Origin of the sequence: Arthrobacter ginkgonis, from assembly GCF_039540195.1 — a bacterium.
Taxonomy (GTDB): domain Bacteria; phylum Actinomycetota; class Actinomycetes; order Actinomycetales; family Micrococcaceae; genus Zafaria; species Zafaria ginkgonis.
On the sequence record NZ_BAABEO010000035.1, the window covers coordinates 17,075 to 38,385 of the forward strand.

At 70.4% G+C, this 21,311-nt stretch carries 22 protein-coding genes, 1 tRNA gene and 1 riboswitch; of the genes, 11 read left to right on the forward strand and 12 right to left on the reverse strand.

Features of this window, described 5'->3' with window-relative positions:
* The first annotated feature begins 7 nt into the window (after window positions 1-7).
* From ABD912_RS22365 to thiC, 3 genes are all read left to right on the forward strand, one after another.
* Window positions 8-775 (forward strand): SDR family oxidoreductase, encoded by a 768-nt coding sequence (locus tag ABD912_RS22365; protein ID WP_345154508.1) that lies wholly within the window; start codon window positions 8-10, stop codon window positions 773-775.
* Between the two features lie 43 nt (window positions 776-818).
* Window positions 819-1,238, forward strand: a complete 420-nt coding sequence (locus tag ABD912_RS22370) for a (R)-mandelonitrile lyase (RefSeq protein ID WP_345154510.1) — start codon at window positions 819-821, stop codon at window positions 1,236-1,238.
* A 128-nt stretch (window positions 1,239-1,366) separates the two neighbouring features.
* Window positions 1,367-1,475, forward strand: a riboswitch (TPP riboswitch).
* Window positions 1,476-1,490: 15 nt separating this feature from the next.
* The gene (gene thiC, locus ABD912_RS22375) at window positions 1,491-3,119 is read left to right on the forward strand and encodes a phosphomethylpyrimidine synthase ThiC (RefSeq protein WP_345154512.1); all 1,629 of its coding nucleotides are present in this window, start codon (window positions 1,491-1,493) and stop codon (window positions 3,117-3,119) included.
* Between the two features lie 178 nt (window positions 3,120-3,297).
* On the opposite strand, the gene ABD912_RS22380 is transcribed toward thiC, so the two are convergent.
* The 3 genes from ABD912_RS22380 to ABD912_RS22390 all read right to left on the reverse strand — a co-directional run bounded on the left by ABD912_RS22380 (window position 3,298) and on the right by ABD912_RS22390 (window position 6,312).
* Window positions 3,298-4,785: a PepSY-associated TM helix domain-containing protein gene (locus ABD912_RS22380; RefSeq protein ID WP_345154514.1), complete on the reverse strand. Its 1,488-nt coding sequence runs from the start codon at window positions 4,783-4,785 to the stop codon at window positions 3,298-3,300.
* A gap of 185 nt (window positions 4,786-4,970) precedes the next feature.
* Window positions 4,971-5,645, reverse strand: coding sequence for a hypothetical protein (locus ABD912_RS22385; protein ID WP_345154516.1), 675 nt, complete (start codon window positions 5,643-5,645; stop codon window positions 4,971-4,973).
* 130 nt (window positions 5,646-5,775) lie between these two features.
* A complete protein-coding gene (locus ABD912_RS22390) occupies window positions 5,776-6,312 on the reverse strand; it encodes a TspO/MBR family protein (RefSeq protein ID WP_345154517.1) in 537 nt (178 codons plus the stop codon).
* 196 nt (window positions 6,313-6,508) lie between these two features.
* Between ABD912_RS22390 and ABD912_RS22395 the strand changes: the two genes are divergently transcribed.
* Entirely contained in the window at window positions 6,509-6,820 is a 312-nt protein-coding gene (locus ABD912_RS22395) for a DUF4190 domain-containing protein (RefSeq protein WP_345154519.1), read from the forward strand.
* Between the two features lie 3 nt (window positions 6,821-6,823).
* On the opposite strand, the gene ABD912_RS22400 is transcribed toward ABD912_RS22395, so the two are convergent.
* Entirely contained in the window at window positions 6,824-7,354 is a 531-nt protein-coding gene (locus ABD912_RS22400; protein WP_345154521.1) for a GNAT family N-acetyltransferase, read from the reverse strand.
* Between the two features lie 328 nt (window positions 7,355-7,682).
* On the opposite strand from ABD912_RS22400, the gene ABD912_RS22405 reads away from it, so the two are divergent.
* Window positions 7,683-7,759 (forward strand) — tRNA-Val (locus ABD912_RS22405).
* Window positions 7,760-7,920: 161 nt separating this feature from the next.
* Here ABD912_RS22405 and ABD912_RS22410 read toward each other — a convergent pair.
* Window positions 7,921-8,955 carry an LLM class flavin-dependent oxidoreductase gene (locus ABD912_RS22410; protein WP_345154523.1) on the reverse strand — a complete coding sequence of 345 codons (1,035 nt, stop codon included), beginning with the start codon at window positions 8,953-8,955 and terminating at the stop codon, window positions 7,921-7,923.
* A gap of 172 nt (window positions 8,956-9,127) precedes the next feature.
* Here ABD912_RS22410 and ABD912_RS22415 point away from each other — a divergent pair, with 172 nt between their 5' ends.
* The gene (locus ABD912_RS22415) at window positions 9,128-10,870 is read left to right on the forward strand and encodes a threonine/serine exporter family protein (RefSeq protein WP_425548131.1); all 1,743 of its coding nucleotides are present in this window, start codon (window positions 9,128-9,130) and stop codon (window positions 10,868-10,870) included.
* 79 nt (window positions 10,871-10,949) lie between these two features.
* On the opposite strand, the gene ABD912_RS22420 is transcribed toward ABD912_RS22415, so the two are convergent.
* Window positions 10,950-11,732, reverse strand: a complete 783-nt coding sequence (locus ABD912_RS22420) for a uracil-DNA glycosylase (protein WP_345154525.1) — start codon at window positions 11,730-11,732, stop codon at window positions 10,950-10,952.
* A 108-nt stretch (window positions 11,733-11,840) separates the two neighbouring features.
* On the opposite strand from ABD912_RS22420, the gene ABD912_RS22425 reads away from it, so the two are divergent.
* The 3 genes from ABD912_RS22425 to groL all read left to right on the forward strand — a co-directional run bounded on the left by ABD912_RS22425 (window position 11,841) and on the right by groL (window position 14,847).
* Window positions 11,841-12,137, forward strand: coding sequence for a DUF3263 domain-containing protein (locus ABD912_RS22425; RefSeq protein ID WP_345154527.1), 297 nt, complete (start codon window positions 11,841-11,843; stop codon window positions 12,135-12,137).
* A gap of 159 nt (window positions 12,138-12,296) precedes the next feature.
* Window positions 12,297-12,962, forward strand: coding sequence for a LytR C-terminal domain-containing protein (locus ABD912_RS22430; protein ID WP_345154528.1), 666 nt, complete (start codon window positions 12,297-12,299; stop codon window positions 12,960-12,962).
* A 256-nt stretch (window positions 12,963-13,218) separates the two neighbouring features.
* Window positions 13,219-14,847 (forward strand): chaperonin GroEL, encoded by a 1,629-nt coding sequence (gene groL, locus ABD912_RS22435; RefSeq protein ID WP_345154529.1) that lies wholly within the window; start codon window positions 13,219-13,221, stop codon window positions 14,845-14,847.
* 92 nt (window positions 14,848-14,939) lie between these two features.
* On the opposite strand, the gene ABD912_RS22440 is transcribed toward groL, so the two are convergent.
* The 5 genes from ABD912_RS22440 to ABD912_RS22460 all read right to left on the reverse strand — a co-directional run bounded on the left by ABD912_RS22440 (window position 14,940) and on the right by ABD912_RS22460 (window position 18,859).
* The gene (locus ABD912_RS22440) at window positions 14,940-15,839 is read right to left on the reverse strand and encodes a DUF4031 domain-containing protein (protein WP_345154530.1); all 900 of its coding nucleotides are present in this window, start codon (window positions 15,837-15,839) and stop codon (window positions 14,940-14,942) included.
* An 80-nt stretch (window positions 15,840-15,919) separates the two neighbouring features.
* The gene (locus ABD912_RS22445; RefSeq protein ID WP_345154532.1) at window positions 15,920-16,210 is read right to left on the reverse strand and encodes a WXG100 family type VII secretion target; all 291 of its coding nucleotides are present in this window, start codon (window positions 16,208-16,210) and stop codon (window positions 15,920-15,922) included.
* A gap of 143 nt (window positions 16,211-16,353) precedes the next feature.
* A complete protein-coding gene (locus ABD912_RS22450) occupies window positions 16,354-17,841 on the reverse strand; it encodes a sensor histidine kinase (RefSeq protein WP_345154535.1) in 1,488 nt (495 codons plus the stop codon).
* Between the two features lie 12 nt (window positions 17,842-17,853).
* Window positions 17,854-18,564, reverse strand: a complete 711-nt coding sequence (locus ABD912_RS22455) for a response regulator transcription factor (protein WP_345154537.1) — start codon at window positions 18,562-18,564, stop codon at window positions 17,854-17,856.
* A gap of 67 nt (window positions 18,565-18,631) precedes the next feature.
* Window positions 18,632-18,859 carry a hypothetical protein gene (locus ABD912_RS22460; RefSeq protein ID WP_345154539.1) on the reverse strand — a complete coding sequence of 76 codons (228 nt, stop codon included), beginning with the start codon at window positions 18,857-18,859 and terminating at the stop codon, window positions 18,632-18,634.
* A gap of 194 nt (window positions 18,860-19,053) precedes the next feature.
* On the opposite strand from ABD912_RS22460, the gene ABD912_RS22465 reads away from it, so the two are divergent.
* Both ABD912_RS22465 and ABD912_RS22470 read left to right on the forward strand, forming a co-directional pair.
* Complete coding sequence (locus tag ABD912_RS22465) at window positions 19,054-19,437, forward strand: cold-shock protein (RefSeq protein ID WP_345154541.1); 384 nt, start codon at window positions 19,054-19,056, stop codon at window positions 19,435-19,437.
* A gap of 2 nt (window positions 19,438-19,439) precedes the next feature.
* Complete coding sequence (locus tag ABD912_RS22470) at window positions 19,440-19,937, forward strand: DUF3027 domain-containing protein (protein WP_345154543.1); 498 nt, start codon at window positions 19,440-19,442, stop codon at window positions 19,935-19,937.
* A gap of 77 nt (window positions 19,938-20,014) precedes the next feature.
* On the opposite strand, the gene serC is transcribed toward ABD912_RS22470, so the two are convergent.
* Window positions 20,015-21,136, reverse strand: a complete 1,122-nt coding sequence (serC, locus tag ABD912_RS22475; RefSeq protein WP_345154544.1) for a phosphoserine transaminase — start codon at window positions 21,134-21,136, stop codon at window positions 20,015-20,017.
* Between the last annotated feature and the right edge of the window lie 175 nt (window positions 21,137-21,311).

Below are 21,311 nucleotides of genomic sequence, written 5' to 3' on the forward strand. Positions count from 1 at the left end.
AGCACACATGAACCACCCTGACACCGTTCCCGGCGGCGTCCTCGTCATCGGCGCCACCGGGAGCGTCGGCCGGCTTGTCGTCGCTGCGGCGGCCCGCCACGGCCTGGCCGTTCGGGCCCTGGCCCGCGACGTCGGCCGGGCCGGACGCCTCCTGCCGGGCACCGAGATCGTCCACGGCGACCTTGAGGACCCGGAGACGCTCGCCCGCGCGGTGCACGGCGTCGGCGCCGTCGTCTTCACCCACGGCGCGCACAACGCCGGCGCCTACGAACGCGTCGACTACGGGGGAGTGGCCAACGTCCTGCGTGCGCTGGACGGGCGCGCGCTGCGCATCGCGCTCATGACATCGATCAACGTGACCCGCGACGACAACGGCGCCTATCAGGACCTGCTGGACTGGAAGCGCCGCTCGGAGCGCCTCGTGCGCGCCAGCGGCCACCCCTACACGATCGTCCGCCCGGGATGGTTCGACGCGGCAGGGCCCGGCGACCGGCGCCTGGTCCTCGCACAGGGCGACCGCCGCTCCGGCGCCGTCGACCGCGCCCAGGTTGCCGAGGTCCTGGTCCGCAGCCTGCTCACCGCAACGGCCGCGGGCAAGACGTTCGAGCTGTTCGCCGAGGCCGGTCCCGCCCCGCGGGACTGGGCCGGACTCTTCGCCGACGTGCTGGCCGATGTGTCCGGCGCCGTCGACGCGGCCCAGGACTCCGGCACGCTGCCCCTGGCGCGCGAGCCGGAGAGCCTGCGCGCCGACCTCGACCGGCTGCGCGCCAGCTAGCCATTTCCGGCCCAGCCCCTTTTCCCGACCGACAGGAGACCCCATGGAGATCCAACCCACGATGCCGAGCACCAAGGGCCCGGCGGAACTGTTCACCGGAGACGTCTGGTTCGACGTCATCGCCGCTCCGCGGCCGGAGCCCTCGCGTATGCGCGTCAACATGGTCCGCTTCGCCCCCTGCGCCAGGACCGCCTGGCACACCCACGCCGTGGGCCAGACTCTGCACGTGCTCGAGGGGACCGGACTCGTCCAGGCCCGCGGCGGCGACGTCGTCGTGATGAGGCCCGGGGACACCGTCTACACCCCGCCGGGCGAGTGGCACTGGCACGGCGCGGCCACCGACCACTTCATGAGCCATCTGGCCATGTGGGAGGGGACCGGCGACGCGGAGGTGCCGGAGACCGAATGGGGCGAGCACGTCACCGAGGAGGAGTACCGCGGCCAGGCCGTGGCGCGCACCTAGCGCTCCGGTCTCCGAAAAGCGCTCCGCCACGAACGCCGAAAAGCACGCGCCCGGACGCGCCCGCCGCTGTCGGACCGTGGACACGGTTCGAAAGCGGCGGGCGATGCGTGCTACGCTCCAGCGCTGTAAACACCCTCCACGGGAGCTCGCACCAGCGAGCTGAGAGGACGGCTAGGGCCGTCGACCGTTGAACCTGACCGGATAATGCCGGCGTAGGAAGAGATCAAAATGCGCACAAGCGACGCTACAACCATGTCCGCTGTCACCACTGGCCCCATCCAGGACAGCACCAAACGCTACGAGGACGTGCCCGGCTTCCCGGGCATGAGCTACCCCGTGCGGCGCGTTAATCTCAGCAATGGAGAGCACTTCGACCTCTACGACACCTCGGGCCCGTACACGGATCCGCAGGCACGCATCGACGTCGAGGTGGGATTGGCGAAAACGCGTGACGGGTGGGAACACCCGGAACCGATCGACGGCGCCGCGACCCAGCTGGTCTGGGCGCGCGCCGGAATCATCACCCCAGAAATGGCGTACGTCGCCGCCCGCGAAGGCGTCTCGCCGGAGCTGGTCCGCGATGAGGTCGCCCGCGGCCGGGCCGTGATCCCGGCCAACCACCGGCACCCCGAGTCCGAGCCGATGGTCATCGGCAAGGCCTTCGCGGTGAAGATCAACGCGAACATCGGCAACTCGGCCGTCACGTCCTCGATCGAGGAGGAGGTGGAGAAGATGGTGTGGGCCGCCCGCTGGGGCGCCGACACCCTGATGGATCTCTCCACCGGCCGGAACATCCACGAGACCCGCGAATGGATCCTGCGCAACTCGCCGATCCCCGTCGGCACCGTGCCCATCTACCAGGCCCTCGAAAAGGTCAAGGGCGATCCGGCCAGCCTCACCTGGGAAATCTTCCGGGACACGGTGATCGAGCAGGCGGAGCAGGGCGTGGACTACATGACCGTGCACGCCGGGGTGCTGCTGCGCTACGTGCCGCTGACGGCCAAGCGCGTCACGGGCATCGTCTCGCGCGGCGGGTCGATCATGGCGGCCTGGTGCCTGGCCCACCACCAGGAGAGCTTCCTCTACACCCACTTCGTGGAGCTGTGCCAGATCTTCCGGAAGTACGACATCACCTTCTCGCTCGGCGACGGGCTGCGTCCGGGGTCGATCGCCGACGCCAACGACGAGGCCCAGTTCGCCGAGCTGCGCACCCTTGGCGAGCTCACGAAGATCGCCAAGTCCCATGGCGTGCAGGTCATGATCGAGGGCCCCGGCCACGTGCCGATGCACAAGATCGTGGAGAACGTGCGGCTTGAGGAGGAACTGTGCGAGGAGGCCCCGTTCTACACGCTTGGCCCGCTCGCCACGGACATCGCCCCGGCCTACGACCACATCACCTCCGCCATCGGCGCGGCGATGATCGCCCAGGCGGGCACCGCCATGCTCTGCTACGTCACCCCGAAGGAGCACCTGGGCCTGCCCAACCGCGACGACGTGAAGGTCGGGGTGATCACCTACAAGATCGCCGCCCACGCCGCGGACCTGGCCAAGCAGCACCCCAGGGCCCAGGAACGCGACGACGCGCTCAGCCGAGCCCGCTTCGAGTTCCGCTGGCGGGACCAGTTCGCATTGTCGCTGGATCCGGACACCGCCCGCGAGTACCACGACGAGACCCTGCCTGCGGAGCCGGCCAAGACCGCGCACTTCTGCTCGATGTGCGGGCCGAAGTTCTGCTCGATGCGGATCTCCGCCGACGTTCGGACCTACGCGCAGGAGAACGGGCTGGACAGCCTGGAGGCCATCGAGGCCGGGATGGCGGACAAGTCCGCGGAGTTCGCCCGCATGGGCAGCTCCGTCTACTTGCCGATCCGCGCCGTCTGACCCCGTGGCGCTCGCCGAACGCGGCAAGGGCGCGACGGCGGTCGGCGGCTTCGGGGCCATGGACAGCTAGGTTCGGAGTCGGGCCGACGGTAGTGCAAGAGCTGCTGGAATGGATCAGCCATTCCAGCAGCTCTTGCACTATGGTTCCGGACGGTCCGCTACCGCCCTACCCGGCCAGCTACCCGGCCGGAGCCGTATCCCGGCGCCGGGCGGCGGCCGCCCGGAAGAGGTCCACCAGCAGGAAGCCCGCCAGCGAAATCCCCAGCAGCGGGACAAAGAACCCCACGAGCACCGCCACGGCGGCAACCGCCAGCACGGCCCACCACGGACTTTGGCGCAGGGCTCCGCGTCGCGGCAGCGGTCCGAAGCGCAGCCCCGTGGCCGCCTTGGGGCGCCGCTTCCACCACATCATGTAGCCCCACACCACCATGCAGGCCAGCCCGGCGGCGAGCGCCAGGAGGACCACCTGGTTCGCCACGCCGAAGAGCGTCCCCATGTGCGCGTCGATGCCCCAGCGGGACAGCTTCGCGGGCACGGAGAAGTCCTTGAAGTCGATGCTGTCCACCACGGCCATGTCCCGCGGATCCAGGGATACGGCATCGACCTGGGTGGGCCAGGACCGGTCGATCTCGGCCACGGACCAGGCCTGTCCGCCGGCCGCGCCGGGCCTGATCTCCACCTTGGCGGCGTCGATGCCGGCCCCGCGGGCCGCGGCCAGCGCGGCGTCGAACCCGCCGTTCGGGACGGTGGCGGCCGGCTCCGCCATCACGTGCCCGCTGTGGCCCTCATGGCCCATGTGCGCGTGGGATGGGTCCGCTGCGAGCTCGCGGGAGAGCGAGGGCGTTTCCCAGCCCAGCGTGGCGCGCAGCTGGGACACGTTCTCCCCGGCGTACTTCGACCAGGTCAGGCCGGTGGCGGAGAGCCCCAGGAACCCGACAACCAGCGTCAGGCCCAAGACCTTGTGCCAGCCGAGCAGGCGGGCCCGGCTGCCCTTCCGTGGTGCGTTCCCGCGCTGGGTTGGGGTGCCCGCCTTCGCGGCGCGGGACGGGCGCTGCGCCACCCACAGGGCCACGCCGCCGAGCGCGACGACCCACAGCCAGGAGGCCGCGAGTTCGCTGTAGAGCCGGCCGGCGTCGCCCAGGTTCAGGCTGCGGTGCATCTGGTCGACCCAGGTGCGCAGCGGCAGGGAGCCGCTGGTGCCGTAGGCGACCAGTTCACCCTTGACCTTCGCGGTCGCCGGGTCGACGAAGACGGCCAGCGATTCCGATTCGCCGAGGGATTCGTCGGCGAACATAACGCGGGTGGTTCCGCCCTCGGTGCCGGGCCGGACGGCGGCAGGTGCCGTGGCGGAGCCGCGGAACTCCTGTGCCGCCTGGATCTGCCGCTCCAGGGGCAGCGGCGTCCCGGGCGAACCGGTCAGCTCGGTGGCGTAGACCAGGTCCTCGATTTGTGGTGCCGCGGCGTAGAGGCCGCCGGTGACCGCGGCGACCAGCAGGAACGGGCCGACGAGGATGCCCGCATAAAAGTGCAGCCGGCGCAGGAGGGCCACAAGCCACGGGGCGGTTGCGGAGGCTGGGCTGGCGGGCGCGGGGGCAGTAGTGGGCGTGGTGGGAGGCAGCGTTGCCTCGCGCCCGGTTTCGGGGCGCGCTGAAGTACTGGAGGTCATGGTGGTCTTTCGTCCATCGGGGGAAGTGGAAACGAAAGCGCCGCACGGATCCCCAAGCAGGTGGAGGCAGGCCGGTGGAGACAGGCCGGTCGAAGCAGGGCAGGACCGTCCCGCGGCTCATGATGGACGCGGGGGACGGAACGCCAAGGCCGGACGCCAAAAACCAGGCGCCAAACGCCAAAAAGCTAGGCGGGTGCCAGTACCGGTGCCGATGCGCGGGGACGCGGGGGCGCGGCGCACGACGGCGGTCCCCGCCTGGCGATGGGACGGGCTGCGGGGCGGCCGGGCAGGGTTGCCGGCTCCCGCCGGGAGTCGGGCCGTGGCCGCGGCGGCGCCGCAACCGGGAGCAGGAGACGGAACAGGCGGACCAGCCGCGCTCCAAGGAGGCCGGCGAGCATCCACACGAACCGTTCGGCACGGCTCACCGCGAGGACCGTTAGGGCAGCGGCCGCGAGGTGGGCCAACCACATCGCCGCGCCGCCGGCCGCCCCGGCGTCGAATGTCGCGTCGAGGGCAACCTGCAAGGCCGGCTGGCCGTGCCCGTGGTGCCCAATCTGGTGCTGCCCAATCTGGTGCTGTGCGTGGGCGGTGGCATCCATCGCCATCGCTGCCGGGGTGGAGAACAGGAGGTGGTACGGGCCCTGGCTCGCCAGGACCGCCGCGGCAACCCGTCCCGGGCCCATGCGCCGCCCGGCGAAGAGGGAGCAGACGAACCCTGATGCGGCGAACGCCAGAACCATTCCGGGGAAGCCGGGCAGCGTGCCCGAAACCGAGAAGTGTCCGATGGCCGCAAAGAGCGTGGCCACGAAGCCGGCGGCCCAGCCGCGCAGCATCCGATCCGTGAACGCAACGGCACCCATCCGGGACCTGCCTTCCGTCACGCGAATCCGACGCCCGCGAATCCGAAATCCACGAACCAAAACAGGGCAATTCTAGGCGGGGACCGGACGGCCCGCCAAGCGCCGTTACACGGCGGGAGCCCGATAGGCGCTAATCCGTGGGCCTGGGGTTCCGCTTGGCGATGGCGGAGGTCAGGACCTTCGCGAACATTGTCCACGCGGCGTAGGGAACCAGGCTCGCGCCCAGCCGGCCATCCTCCCGGGCGGCGCGGCGGGCCAGGTCGATCGTGCTGGCCGCCAGCGCGGCGGCCTCCAGGCTGGCCAGCGCAGGATTGCGGAGCCGCCAGAAGATCACGCTCCAGCCGGCGTTCAGGACCAGGTTGGTCGTGAGCGCGCGCTGGAATCCGCTCCGGTGGGTCTGGGCCGTGGCCGAACCGCTGCCGGCCTCCATGTCATGGCGGGCCAGCACGGCCGCGGAGGTCACCGCGAGGCCGGTGTAGAGCGCGGTCCACACGACGGGAAAGGCGGTCCGCGGCGGCTGCCAGGACGGCAGCGTCAGGGACCGGTACCATGCGCCGTCCGGATTGGTGGCCCAGGCCCCGACGACGGCGGCCGCCGCCGTGGCGGCGCCGGTCTGGACCAGCCTGGCGGGGAAGGTGGAGTTGCTGCGGGTGTGCATAGTGGCCATGGCTCACCGTACAGAACGGTGCTGTGGCACGTGAAGCCTTTGCCGCTGAAGCCCCGGCGCCGCGGGAAGTCCCGGTGCCGCGTGAAGCCTCGGGCTTCGTGCCGGAACGCGCCGGGGCGGCGGATTCCGGCGCCCCGGCCTGCGGTGCGGGTAGGGTTTTCAGGGTCCACCACTCGCAAAAACATCGGGGGAAACCATGTCCCAGCCAGCCCAATACCCGCAGCCCGGCCAACCGTTCCAGGCGCAGAACTCGCCCGATCAGCTGCGCGGCCAGCAGTTGGCCCAGACCTCGATGATCCTGGGCATCCTGTCCCTGTTCGTCGTGGGCGTCATCCTGGGGCCGATCGCCATCGTGAAGGCCAAGCAGGCCGAGCGGCTGAACACCGCCGCCACCGTCGGCAAGGTTACCGGCTGGATCGGCACCATCCTCGGCGTGCTCTCCATCGTGGGCATGATCCTCCTCTTGGTGCTCGCCACGATGGTTCCCTCCGGCTCGTTCGGCCCGTAGGCCCTAGACGCTTTCCAGCAGGTCCCCTTCCCTCAAGGCCCCGCCCGTCACGGGCGGGGCCTTGAGTGTGCGGTACCAGGCGGATTCCGTGGCCACCCAAATGGTCATCGGCAATCCGGTGAACCAGCCCGTGTACTCCTTCTCCACGGCCCACTGCGGCGAGCGCTCGAAGTGCCGCCACGATGCCTCGTTGCGGTTGTCGATCACGGTGATGGGCGTCCCGCCGGTGGACAGCGCGTAGGTCAGCCTTGAGGCGGCAATGCGCTCGCGGATCCCCAGCCTCCGGTAGGCCGGGTGCACGTACATCGCGCCGAGTTCCACGGGGGAGTCGACCCCGGTCGGGGCGGTCACCGAGGCGTGCAGCACGCCCAGGCCCACGGGGGTTCCGGAATGCAGTGCGGTGACGGTCAGCAGGGCGTGGTCCAGCTTCTGGTGCCAGCGCGGCCCGGCGTCGGGGGTGAGCAGCGAGAGTGCCTCGCGTTCCGCGGCGGTCGGCGGGGCGTAGGAGAGGGCATAGTCGATGACGGGATGCACTGGGAGCGGTCCTCTATGTGGTGCTTTAAGAGCGAACGAAAGAAGGGGTTCCCGGTGTACGCCGGGCCGGTTCTTTGGCCGTTAGGGGACCGGTGCCGGTGGAGTCCGGCAGCTTCCTTGTAGGGCCCAGTTTCGGCCGCATCGGCGGCGGCCACAGCGAAGATAGCGCATTGATTTGCGGCTTGTAAAACGGCGCCTGAAACGGCGCCGGCGCGGCGTGCCGGAGCCGGGGATTTTCGCCCCGCGCCGCCGCCCGGGCACCCCGATTTGGCGTCGCGGCCACCCCTCGGCTAACCTTTCAAGGTACGCCCGACGGGCTGACAAGCCCGGTTCTTTAGCTCAGTTGGTTAGAGCGCTCGCTTCACACGCGAGAGGTCAGCAGTTCGAGTCTGCTAAGAACCACCACAGGAAAGGCCCCCGCATTGCGGGGGCCTTTCGCCGTTCCAGAGGGTTCCGACGCGGGGTCCGCCCCGGCGAGGGGCACGACGGCGGCGCGCGCCGCCGTCGTGCCCCTCCTTCCGCCCCGCGGAACTGTCCCGGGAATGGCGGGGCTGGGAATTGCGGGGCTAGGAATTGAGCATGTCCAGCACCAGCGGCTTCACCTTGGTGCCGAGCAGTTCGATGCTGCGCATCATCGGGGCGTGCGGCAGGGTCCCGGCGCTGTACTTGATGTCGAAGCGGGACAGGCCCAGGCCCTGGGAGATGCGCACGATCTTCCGCGCGACCGTTTCCGGAGACCCGATGACCAGGTTCCCGTTCGGGGAGGCCGAGGCCTGGAAGCGCAGCCGGGAGGCCGGCGGCCAGCCGCGCTCGGCGCCGAGGCGGTCCATGGTCCGCTTGTAGTGCGGCCAGAGGATCTCCAGGGCCTCCTCGTCCGTGTCCGCCACCAGGCCGTGGGTGTGCGCGCCGATCGGCTGCTCGGCGTGCCCGGCCTGCTCCAGGGTGCGCCGGTACAGGCGGGTGAGGCCCTCGAAGGCGAGCGGGTTGCCGCCGATGATGGCCAGGAATAGCGGCAGGCCGTGCCGTGCGGCGCGGAGCACGGACTCCGGGCTGCCGCCCACCCCCACCCAGGCCCGCATGCCCTGCTCGGTGGGCGGGAAGATGCGCTGGTTGCTCAGCGCCGCCCGGGTGCTGCCGGACCAGGTGACGGAGTCCTCCTTGAGCAGCTGCGCGAACAGCGCCAGCTTTTCCTCGAACAGGATCTCGTAGTCCTTCAGGTCGTAGCCGAACAGCGGGAAGGACTCGATGAAGGAGCCGCGGCCCAGGATCGCCTCGGCCCGTCCGCCGGAGAGGGCATCGACCGTGGAGAAGCGCTGGAAGACCCGCACCGGATCATCGGAACTGAGCACGGTGACGGCGGACCCGAGCCGGATCCGCTCGGTCCTGGCGGCCACCGCGGCCAGCACCACCTCGGGGGCGGACACGGCGTAGTCCTCGCGGTGGTGTTCGCCGACGCCGAAGAAGTCCAGGCCGGCCTCCTCCGCGGCAACGCCCTCGGCGACGACGTTGCGCAGCACCGCCGCGTGGTGCATCGGCTGGCCGTCGGCGTCTTCCGTAACGTCGCCGAACGTCTCGACGCCGATCTCAAGCAGGTGGTCCATGGTTCCTCCCGGACGGTAGAAATAGCGGTAGAAATATGCAATCGCATGCAATAACCACGGGATGGGCGACGCTATTCCCCGCCTCGCTTTTCGGGGCCGCCGCGGGCGGTTCAGCACCCAGAATGCGCCTTCGCTACAGTGGTTCCAAGCACCACACAGAACAGGAGCAGCAGTGTCCACAGGAGAGCCCAAGGACACCGCCCCAGCCCCGGAATCCGCGGGCGGACAACGCCCCGCGAACCCGGGTCCCGCGGCCGATCCGAACCCCCGGGCCCAGGCCCTGCAGCGCGTCGGCAGGCGCAGCCGGCAGCGGTCCGCCCCCGTCCCGGCCCCGGCCGACTTCCCCAGCACCGGGGCACGCCCGATCGTGCCGCCGGGACCCGCCTCCGCCAAGCAGCCACGCAGCCCAGGTACCGCCGACCGCTCCGGCGTCGTCCCCGGCAGGCCCGCGCCCGGCCGGACCCCGTCCGGCGTTCCCGCTGCCGACGCTGCGCCTGCCGACGCCGCGGCTGCCGGCAAGGATCACGGACGGCGGCTGCTCGGGCGGCTGATGAACTCGGAGTCCCCGCCCACGCAGGCGTTCTCGATCGTGGACCGGCTGGTCGGCAGCCCGTACGCCAACCCCACCATCCAGGTCGGGACGCAGGACGCAAGCGCCCGCAAGACCCTCGAGTTCGCACTGGACCTGGCCGAAGCCATGTTCCGCTACGGCGCCGGCGCCCTGGAGGCCGAAACCAGCATCATCGCGGTCACCGCGTCGCTGGGCCTGCGCAACGTCGAAGTGGATATCACCAACCAGTCCATCCACCTGAACTACGCCCCGCATGACGCGGTTCCGATGAGCCTTCTGCGGGTGGTCCGCTCGCGGACCAACAACTACGCGGGCCTGGCCCTGGTCCACCAACTGGTGACGGACATCGTGGCGGACGGGGTGACCCGGCGCGAGGCGGTCGAACGCCTGCGCTCGATCGTCCGGCGCCCCAAGCCCTTCCCTCGCTGGATGGTCACGGCCGCCGGCGGCGCGTTCGCGGCGATGTTCGTGCTCTTCATCGGCGGCACCTGGCAGGGGGCCGTAACGGCGTTCCTGTCCTCGCTGGTGGTTTCGCAGGTCGCGAAGCTCGCCGGGCGCTGGCGCATCCCGGAGTTCTTCTCCACCGCCGCGGGCGCCTTCGTGGTCACCGGGATCGCCCTGCTGCTGTGGGTGCTCTCGGTGCCGATCTCCCCGGCCATGGTGGTGGCCGGCGGCATCATCTTGCTGCTGCCGTCCTCGCGCTTCGTCTCCTCCGTGCAGGACGCCATCAACGGCTTCCCCGTCACCGCCGCGGGCCGGTTCTTCTCCGCCCTGATCATCTACGCGGCCCTGGTCGCCGGCATCATGACCGCCCTGGTGTTGGGCACGCTGGCCGGCGCCCAGGAGCTGAACGTCGCCTCGATCGAGACGGTGCCCTATCCCGGATGGCTGCTGACGGTCCTCATGGTGCTGGCGGTCATCTTCGGCGCGGTCTCCGAACAGACGGCGCGCCGGATGCTGGTGCCCACGGCCGGCGTCGCGCTGCTGGGGTACCTGGTCTACCTCGGCGTGCAGGCGCTCGGGGTGGGGGACCGGCTGGCCCCGGCGCTGGCCGCCGTCGCGATCGGCGCGGCCGGGCGCTGGGTGGCGCTGCGGATGGGTGCCCCGCAGCTGGTGGTCGCGGTTCCGGCGATCGTGTTCCTGCTGCCGGGCCTGATGATCTTCCGGGCGATGTACGGGATCGCGATCCAACCCGAGGACGTGACCACCGGCCTGGTGCAGATGTTCAACGCGTTCTCGATCATCCTGGCCATCGCCGGCGGGGTGGTCTTCGGAGACACGCTGGCCCGTCCGCTCACCCGCGGCTGGCACGGCAACGAACGCCGGCGCATCCGCCGCCGCTAAAGCGCCCTGCGCTGATGGGCAGTGGATCCGATCGGCAGTAGATCCGGCACCGGCCACCTGTGGCCGGTGCCGGATCTACTTAAGGCGCCGCCGGCAGGCGCCAGTCCACCGGTGCCGCACCCTGTCCGGCCAGCAGGTCGTTGGTGCGGCTGAACGGGCGGGAACCGAAGAAACCGCGGCTGGCCGAGAGCGGGGAGGGGTGCGCGCTGGTGATCACCGCGGTCCCTTCGAGCGCCGGGGCCAGGGCCTGCGCGTCGCGGCCCCACAGGATGGAAACCAGCGGCCCGCCCCGGGCGGCCAAGGCCGCGACCGCGGCGTCCGTGACCTTCTGCCAGCCCAGCCCGCGGTGGGATCCGCTCTCGCCCGCACCCACGGTCAGCACCCGGTTCAGCAGCAGCACCCCCTGGTCCGCCCACGCGGAGAGGTCCCCGTGTGCCGGCGGTTCCGCGCCGACGTCGTCGGCCAACTCCCGGTAGATGTTCGCCAGGCTGCGCGGCAGGGGCCGCACGTGCGCGTCCACCGCGAAACTCAACCCCACCGGGTGGCCCGGCGTCGGGTAGGGGTCCTGGCCCACGATCAGCACCTTCACCCGGTCCAGCGGCGCGGAAAAGGCGCGCAGGACCCGCTCCGGGGCGGGCAGGATGCGCTCGCCGGCGGCGCGCCGGGCCTCCAGTTCCGCCGCGATGGACCGCAGCCGCCCGTCCACCGGCGCCAGTCCGGGCGCCCAGCTCGGATGCACCGCTCCGGTCTGGACCGCCGCTTCCAGGCCGGCGGCGAAGGGCCACGGCGCTGGATCGGATCCATCGCCGAGGCCGTCGGGCCTACCGTCGAAGCTGAAGAGGGCATCCTGTGCGTCGCTCATGGCGACCATTCTTGCCTGCCGGCCGGTCCGGGCCCATATGACAACCCGGATTCCGGGCTCGTACCATGGGCGGGAAGGATTCACCGGCGGCAATACGAGGGGAACGTGGTGGCTGCAGCAGCGATCGAGTTGGATTTCGAGTACGACGAATCCAGCGAGCTCGACGAACGGGCGCAGTTGATGTTGGCCCTTGAGCGGCAGTGGTGGAAGTACGCGGGGGCCAAGGAACAGGCCATCCGCGAACTCTTCGGACTGTCCTCCGCGAACTACTACCAGCTGCTCAATGCGCTGATCGACACGGACGCCGCGCTGGCCTACGACCCGATGCTGGTGAAGAGATTGCGTAGACTACGAACAACCAGGCATCGAGCCCGGACGGTCCGACGCTCCGCCCCCGAGGCGTAGCGCCAAGGCCCCGGGTGCCCTCGACGCGGTGTTCCCGGGCAGCGTGTTCCGGGGATTTCGTGGGCAGGGCTTCGTTCGGAGGGCTTTGTTCTGAGGGCCCGCGTCTGGGCATGCACCACGGGCATGCACTCTGGGAATGAACCACGAACAAGGACAGGTATGAGCAAGTACCCGCGCGACGAATTCGACAGGACTCCCGAGTTCACCGACCGCAAAGGCGTGCATCGCGAGCAGCCCGCCGTGAAGGGCGGAGGCTCCGGGCTCGGGCTGTTGATGGGCGTGGGCGTCCTGGCGCTGGTCGTCGGGCTGGTTTCCTTCCTGGTCCTGCCCCGCGTCCTGGGCACCGACGCCACCGCCGTGGCCGCGCAGACGACGGCGGCCGCCTCCAGTACCAGCGAACCGGCCGAGTCCGAAGCGGTGGAATCAGAACCTGCCGAATCCGAATCCGCAGAATCCGAGTCCGCCGAACCCGCGGACGCTTCCGAGCCCGTGGCCGCCGAATCCCCGAGCGCTTCCGCCACCCCGAGCGCAACGAAGGAAGCCACCGTCGCGGTCAACTACGCGGCGGCCGTGGGTGTCTACAACGGGTCGAGCATCAGCGGCCTGGCCGGCAACGGGCTCGCCAAGCTGCAGGGGAGCGGATTCAGCTCCCTGTCGGCCGGCAACTGGACCAAGAAGGTCGACGCCTCGGTGGTCTACTACAAGAGCGACGCCTCCCGCGCCACCGCGCTGGAGACCGCCCGCGTCCTGGGCATCGCCACGGTGTACCAGACACCCAACATTCCGGTCGAGATCTCGGTGGTCCTGGGCCGCAGCTACGGGTGACGCGGTTCGCCCCCGGCGGAAACCATGGCTTGCACTCCTTGGCCTAGAGTGCCAATAATTGGAGTTAGCACTCACATGCCTCGACTGCTAACCCCCGGTGGGAAAGCCGTCGTTGCGGCATGGCGGGTGACCCCCGGACCTGGCGCAGCGAGGGCCCGCGGGCGGCGTGCCGAACACGCCGTTCCGGACCCGTCCGTCGCGGGCGCTGCCGTGGTCCACGCAACGCATGACCGTCCCGAAAGGACCACAAGCCGCTATGGCCAAGATCATTGCATTTGACGAGGAAGCACGCCGCGGTCTCGAGCGCGGCCTCAACATCCTGGCCGACGCCGTTAAGGTGACGCTGGGCCCGCGCGGCCGCAACGTCGTCCTGGAGAAGAAGTGGGGCGCCCCCACGATCACCAACGACGGTGTCTCCATCGCCAAGGAGATCGAGCTCGAGGACCCGTACGAGAAGATCGGCGCCGAGCTGGTCAAGGAAGTTGCCAAGAAGACGGATGACGTCGCTGGCGACGGCACCACCACCGCCACCGTGCTGGCCCAGGCCCTGGTCAAGGAAGGCCTGCGCAACGTTGCCGCCGGCGCCGACCCGCTGTCCCTGAAGCGCGGCATCGAGAAGGCCGTCGAGGCCGTCACCGCCGAGCTGCTGGCCGCCGCCAAGGAGATCGAGACCAAGGAAGAGATCGCGGCCACCGCCTCCATCTCCGCCGGCGATCCGCAGATCGGCGAGCTCATCGCCGAGGCCCTGGACAAGGTGGGCAAGGAAGGCGTCATCACCGTCGAGGAGTCCAACACCTTCGGGCTGGACCTCGAGCTGACCGAGGGCATGCGCTTCGACAAGGGCTACATCTCCGCCTACTTCGTCACCGACGCCGAGCGCCAGGAGACGGTCCTTGAGGATCCGTACATCCTGATCGTCAACTCCAAGATCTCCAACGTGAAGGACCTGGTTGCCGTCCTGGAGAAGGTCATGCAGTCCGGCAAGCCGCTGCTGATCATCGCCGAGGACATCGAGGGCGAGGCCCTGGCCACCCTGGTCGTCAACAAGATCCGCGGCACCTTCAAGTCCGTCGCCGTCAAGGCCCCGGGCTTCGGCGACCGCCGCAAGGCCATGCTGGCCGACATCGCCATCCTCACCGGTGGCCAGGTCATCGCCGAAGAGGTCGGCCTGAAGCTGGAGAACGCCACCCTCGACCTGCTGGGCCAGGCCCGCAAGGTCGTCGTCACCAAGGACGAGACCACCATCGTCGAAGGTGCCGGCGACGCCGAGGAGATCGCCGGCCGCGTCAACCAGATCCGCGCCGAGATCGAGAACTCCGACTCCGACTACGACCGCGAGAAGCTGCAGGAGCGCCTGGCGAAGCTGGCCGGCGGCGTGGCCGTCATCAAGGCCGGTGCCGCCACCGAGGTCGAGCTCAAGGAGCGCAAGCACCGCATCGAGGACGCCGTGCGCAACGCCAAGGCTGCCGTGGAAGAGGGCATCGTCGCCGGCGGCGGCGTGGCCCTGATCCAGGCCGGCGCCAAGGCTTTCGCGAACCTCGAGCTGGTTGGCGACGAGGCCACCGGTGCCAACATCGTCAAGGTTGCCATCGAGGCTCCGCTGCGGCAGATCGCCTTCAACGCCGGCCAGGAGCCGGGCGTTGTCGCCGACAAGGTCAAGGGCCTGCCGTCCGGCCACGGCCTCAACGCCGCCACCGGCGTCTACGAGGACCTGCTGGCCGCCGGCGTCAACGACCCGGTGAAGGTCACCCGCTCCGCGCTGCAGAACGCAGCGTCCATCGCGGGCCTGTTCCTGACCACCGAGGCCGTCGTTGCCGACAAGCCGGAGAAGGCCGGCCCCGCCATGCCGGGCGCCGACGAGATGGGTGGCATGGGCGGCTTCTAAGCCTCCCGAGCCCTCAACGCACCACGAGGCCGCGGTCCCCTTTGCGGGGCCGCGGCCTTGCGTGTTTCAGCAGATTGCGCGTTTCGCGGGAGCTACCTCCCGCCCAGCGACTCCAGCTCGCGGGCGAGGTTTTCCCGGGCCCTGTCCTGCCACAGCCGCCGGGCGGTGGCCGTCCCGTAGAGCGGGTCCAGGGCCAGCAGCGCCCGCAGCACCCCGGCCCGTCCCGCGGCGAAGGCCGGGCCGGGCACGTGGGCGTAGTCGCGGCGCACGGCCTGCGTGTAGCGCAGATAGTCGGCGGGGGAGCGACCCAGCACCTCCAGGTCCGCGTCGCAGAGGAGCAGCCCCGCAGGGTCATCGGGACCGGGGGCATGCCCCGCCGTCAGCAGCACCAGCCGGACGGTTCCGTCGATCTCCGGGGTGCGGAACCGCGCGGCGGACAGCAACCGGGCGGCCAGCCCGGCCGACTCCTCCTCGTCCCGGCCGGCCTCGCCCCGGTAGACGGCATCGTGGAACCACGCCGCCAGCCACGGAACCCTGGGCTCGTCCCCGGGGTCTTCGCCGTGCCGGCCGGCCAGCAGGTCCAGGGCCCGGATGACGGCGAGCAGGTGGGTGCGGTCGTGGTAGTGGCGGTGGGGCTCCGACCAGCGTTCGATCAGCTCCGCGCCGATCCGGCCCTGCCCGGGGGCGAGCCTTTCCCAGGCGGCGGCGAGGATCCCGTCCAGCTTCTCCGGACGCTGCCGGGCCGGAACCCGCAAGCCGCTGCGCAGCAGCCGGCGCACCAGCTCGGTGGCCTGCACGGGGAGCGCCCCGCGGGCGACGAGGTCCGCGTAGCGGCGCTCCGGCACGTCGTAGTGGTCCCGGTCGAACGCCCGCTCGGGCAGGTCCGCGGCCCGGGCGAACGCGTGCAGTTCCTCCAGCGAGGTGTCGGAGACCAGGTGCGAGAACACCGTTCCGTGGGCCGGCCAGAACGGGGGATCGATGAGAATTGCCACGCCGCCAGCGTAGCCCCGCCACCGGGCATCGGGCTCGGGCGGCGGGCCCCGGGAAGGACCTGCTCAGTGGGTGGACCCGCTCAGTATGTAAACATCGCGGTGTTGGCCTGTTCGGCGTCCTCGTAGTGCTGGGTGGCGCGGGCCAGGGCCGTGTTGATGGCCGCCAGCGTCTCCTCGACGCGAAGCTGTGTGGCCCGCCAGTCGGCGACGACGGCCTGGAAGCTGCCGGCCGCGGCCCCCTGCCACGTGGCTTCCAGCTCGCGCAGGCCGGATTGCATGGCGTTCACCTCCGCCCGCAGGCGTTCGATGGTGCCCTGCACGGCGAGGCCCTTGTTGCGCATCTCGACGGTGTTGGTGCTGAAGGTGCTCATGGCGTCCCCTCGGGTGGGTCGTGGGTCCTAGGACGGCCGGACCGCGGCCGCGCGGCACCGGGAGGCGCCGTGGACCCGAGCCTAGGCGCGAACCGGGCCGCGGGGCCGGCGGCCGCGGCGGCTGTGGACAACCCGGGGGGAGGCTAGTCTTCGACCTGTTCGGGGGAGGGCGGGTCGAACGGAACCATCGGCAGGTGGACCGCCATCGTCGCGCCTCCGCCGGGGGTCTCGGTGAGGCGCACGGATCCCTCGTGCTGGGCGGCGATGGCCGCAACGATCGCCAAGCCCAGTCCGGTGCCGCCGGTTTCGCGCTGCCGCGAGCTGTCCGCCCGGTAGAAGCGCTCGAACACGCGGGCGGCGTCGTCCTCGGAGATGCCTGGGCCGTGGTCACGCACCTCCAGCACCGCATCGGACTGCCCGTCGATGGTGGGCAGCACGCCGACCGCGATCTCGATCGGACTCCCGGCGGGGGTGTAGCGCAGCGCGTTGGTCATCAGGTTGGAGATCACCTGCCGCAACCTGGCCTCGTCGCCGCTGGTCGGCGCGTTCCGCGGCGGGCCGTCGTCGAGCCCCACCAGCCGCACCTTGCGCTCGGGCGCGTTCACGCGGGCATCGCCGACGGCGTCCATGGCCAGCAGCATCAGGTCCTGCGGCCGCCGGTCCAGCGGCCGCTGCTCGTCCAGCCGGGCCAGCGTCAGCAGGTCCTCCACCAGCTGCCCCATCCGCTTGGCCTCGCCCTCGATGCGGCCCATGGCGGTGGCTACCTGCTCCGGTTCGGCCAGGCCGCCGTGCCGGTACAGCTCCGAATACCCCTGGATCGTTACCAGCGGGGTGCGCAGTTCGTGGGAGGCGTCCTGGACGAACCGCCGCATCTTCCGTTCCGAGGCGGCCCGGGCCCGGAAGGCGTGCTCGATGTGCGCGAGCATCGCGTTCAGCGACCTGGACAGCCGGCCCACCTCCGTCTCCGCCGGGTACTCTTCGACGCGTCGGGACAGGTCCCCGGCGGCGATGGCCGCGGCGGTCCGCTCCACCCGCTGCAGCGGGCGCAACGCGCGGCTGGTGATGCCGTAGGCGACCATGGACATCACCAGGGTCGCCAGCATGCCGGTGGACATGATCAGCGCCGCGGCCCGCGCGGTGATCGCGTTCACCGCCTTCAGGGGCAGGGCAATGGTGATGTAGCCGGTGCCGTTCTTCAGCGCCACCATGCGCACCCGCCACCCGCTGGAGCCCAGCTGCGTCCCGGGGACGTCGAAGGCCCGCCCGTTCTCGTCCCGAACCTCGTCAAGGGTCGGCTGGGGCAGGACCGGGGCATCGGGCCCGGAGGTGCTGGGCAGCACGTACAGGTTGTTGCCGTCGGCATCGCGCAGCGTTCCGTGGAAGCGCAGCAGGTCGATGTTGGACAGGCCGCCGGAGGTGCCCGCGTTGGAGTATTCGGTGTACATGATGTCCGCCAGGGCCCCGCTGTTGCCCGCAAGGTCGGCGTCGGTCTGGGCGACCAGCGTCAGCCTCAGCGACTGGGAGGTGCCGATGGCGGTGGCCACGATGGCGCAGACCATCAGCAGTCCCATGAGGGCCACCAGCTTCGAGCGCAGCGAGACCTGTCGGAGGAGCCGGGCCAGTCGGTGCACCGAGGCGGCCTCCTAGCGGCGGTCCGCGGAACGCAGCAGGTAGCCCACCCCGCGCTTGGTTTGGATCATGGCGGGCCAGTCCTCGCGCGAGTCGATCTTGCGGCGCAGGTAGGAGATGTAGGACTCCACGATGGACGCGTCCCCGTTGAAGTCGTACTCCCACACGTGGTCGAGGATCTGCGCCTTGGAGAGGACCCGGTTGGGGTTCATCATCAGGTAGCGCAGCAGCTTGAACTCGGTGGGGGACAGGTCCACCACCTCGCCGGCGCGGCGGACCTCGTGGGCGTCGTCGTCGAGTTCCAGGTCGTCGACGCGAATCACGGCGTCGTTCTCGCCCGCCGGCTGGGTGCGGCGCAGTACGGCGCGGATCCGCGCCACGACCTCGTCGAGGCTGAAGGGCTTGGTCACGTAGTCGTCGCCGCCGACGGTCAGGCCGGTGACCTTGTCCTCGGTGTCGTCGCGGGCGGTCAGGAAGAGGACCGGAAAGTGCCGGCCGGCTGCCCGGAGGCGCCTGGTCACGGTGAATCCGTCCATGTCCGGCAGCATAACGTCGAGCACCGCGAGGTCGGGCTGTTCGGTTTCGGCGGCCGCGAGGGCCTCGCGCCCGTTGGCGGCCGCGACCACCTCGAACCCGGCGAAGCGCAGGGAGGTGGACAGCAGCTCGCGGATGTTCGGTTCGTCGTCGACGACCAAGAGCTTGGCTTCCGGAACTTTGGGATTCATCTGTCCAGTGTGCGACCGTACGCTGTGAATTAGCTGGACGTTTCGTGAGTGGGCTGGGGCGGCCGGGTCAGGCGCGGCGGCGCTCCCGCCAGGACATCGCCAGCAGGACGAACAGCAGGATGAAGGCGAGGGGAAGGCCCCACAGGCCGACGGCGAACAGTCCGGTCCAGGGGGTCGCGCCGGCGACGTAGAACGCCAGGATCGCCGCGAGGCTGAGCAGGGACGCGAGGGCCACCGCGGCGGTGGAAACCAGGACGATCCGGCGCAGCGAGCTTGATTCCTTGGGCGAATTCACGCCTCTAAAACTAACAGCGGACGCGCACCGCACCAAAGTCCTGCGCGGCAAGGCCATGTCGTACCCTAGAGGAACAGACTTCCCCGGCGTCCGCGTCCGGCCGACCGACGCGCGGACGGCTTCGGAGCGCCGGGAACCCGGCCGGCAGGGGGATTCCTCCCGCGCCGCAGCGACGTTAGAGCGAGGTAATCGAAGTGCCATTGGGCAAGGTCAAGTTTTTCGACTCCGGCAAGGGGTTCGGTTTTGTGGTCACCGACGACGGGCAGCAGGTCTACCTGCCCGGATCCGTGCTGCCCAAGGGCGTGACCGAGGTCCGGGCCGGCACCCGCATGGAGTTCGGCATTGCCGAAGGCCGCAAGGGTGCACAGGCCCTCAACGCCCGCATCGTCGAGGCGGCTCCGTCCCTGGCCCGCGCCAAGCGCACCCCGGCGGAGGAGAACGCGGTGATCATCCAGGACCTGGCCACGGTTCTTGAGGGAATCTCCGCCGGGCTGCGCAAGGGCCGCTACCCGGAGAAGGCACAGGGTGCGCGCATCGCCGCGGCGCTGCGCCGCGTAGCGGACGATCTGGAAGCCTGACCATGGCCCGGAAACCCAAGCTGGACGCGATGCTCGCCGCGGCGGTCGACGCCGCCCGCGCCGCGGTGCTGGAGGTCGCCCCGGCCGAGGCCGTCGGCGACCACGCCGGCGCGTTTGCTGACGACGACCGTCTGGTCACCCACCGTTTCACGGCAAACGTGGTCGGCTACGCCGGCTGGGAGTGGTACGCCACGCTGTCCCGCATCCCGCGCGGCAAGGACGCCTCGGTGTGCGAGGTCGGCATCCTGCCGGGAGCGGGCGCGCTGCTCGCCCCCGAGTGGGTTCCGTGGGCCGACCGCGTGAAGCCCGAGGAGCTGGCCGAACAGCAGGCCGCCGAGCAGGCTGAACTGCAGGCCGAGCACGATGCCGAGTACGGGCACGACGCGGAATCCGAAGAGGATGAATCCGACGGCGGGCCCTCCGTCGAGACGGACCTTGCCGAAGAGGATCGCGACGAAGAGGGCCGAACCGAAGGCGACCTCGCCGAGGCGGACGCCTGACCGGGCGTCCTGGCAAAAGGGGCTGGGCCCCGACTCCGCGGAGTCGGGGCCCAGCCCCTTTTGCCGGTCGGGACCGGCTAGAGGTTCTCGATGACGTAGTCGATGCAGCGGGTGAGCGCGCTGACGTCGTCCGGCTCGATGGCGACGAAGGTCGCGATGCGCAGCTGGTTGCGGCCCAGCTTGCGGTAGGGCTCGGTGTCCACCACGCCGTTGGCGCGCAGCGCCTTGGCGACGGCGGTGGCGTCGATGGACTCGTCGAGGTCGATGGTCGCGATGACGTTGGAGCGGTCCTCGGCGCGCACCACGTACGGGGTGGCGATGGGGGAGGCCTCGGCCCAGCCGTAGACGCGGGAGGCGGAGTCGGCGGTGCGGGCCGCGGCCCAGTCCAGGCCGCCGTTGCCGTTCAGCCACTGCACCTGCGCGTCGAGGGTCACCAGCGTGCTCAGCGACGGGGTGTTGTAGGTCTGGTTCAGCTTGGAGTTGTCGATCGCGGTCTTCAGGTTCAGGAAGTCCGGGATCCAGCGGTCCGTCGCGGCGATGCGCTCGGCGCGCTCCAGCGCGGCCGGGGAGAACAGCGCCAGCCACAGGCCGCCGTCGGACGCGAAGTTCTTCTGCGGGGCGAAGTAGTAGACGTCGGATTCGCTCACGTCCACGGCCAGGCCGCCGGCGGCGGAGGTGGCGTCAACGAGCGTCAGGGCACCCTCGTCGGCGCCCGCGACGCGCTGGACCGGGGCGGCGACGCCCGTGGAGGTCTCGTTCTGCGGCCAGGCGTAGACGTCGACGCCGGCCTCGGCGACCGCCTCGGGGCGGGTGCCCGGCTCGGCCTTGATGATGGAGGAGGCGTCCAGGAACGGGGCCTTGTTGGTGGCGGCGGCAAACTTGGAGCCGAACTCGCCGAAGGAGAGGTGCTGGGCCTTGTTCTCGACCAGCCCGAAGGAGGCTATGTCCCAGAACGCGGTGGAGCCGCCGACGCCGAGCACGACCTCGTAGCCCTCCGGGGCCCGGAAGAACTCCAGCAGGCCTTCCTGGACGCTCTTGACCAGGTTCTTCACGGGCGCCTGGCGGTGGGAGGTGCCCAGCAGGGTCGGGCCCGCGGCAACGAGGGCATCGATCTGCTCCTTGCGGACCTTCGAGGGGCCCGCGCCGAAGCGTCCGTCGGCGGGCAGGAGATCGGTGGGAATGGTCGGGAAGGTGCTCATGCTGCTCCTCGTGGATGTTCCGGTGACGTGGGGGCGCGTCGGATCGTGGGGACGGCCCACACCAGCCCTTATCGTCTCGCAAAATGCCGCCGAACGCAGAACCGCACCGCAATTGATTACGGGCACTACAGTTAGGGGAGGCCGCTTACCAGTTGCCGCCCCTTGATTCCCATTG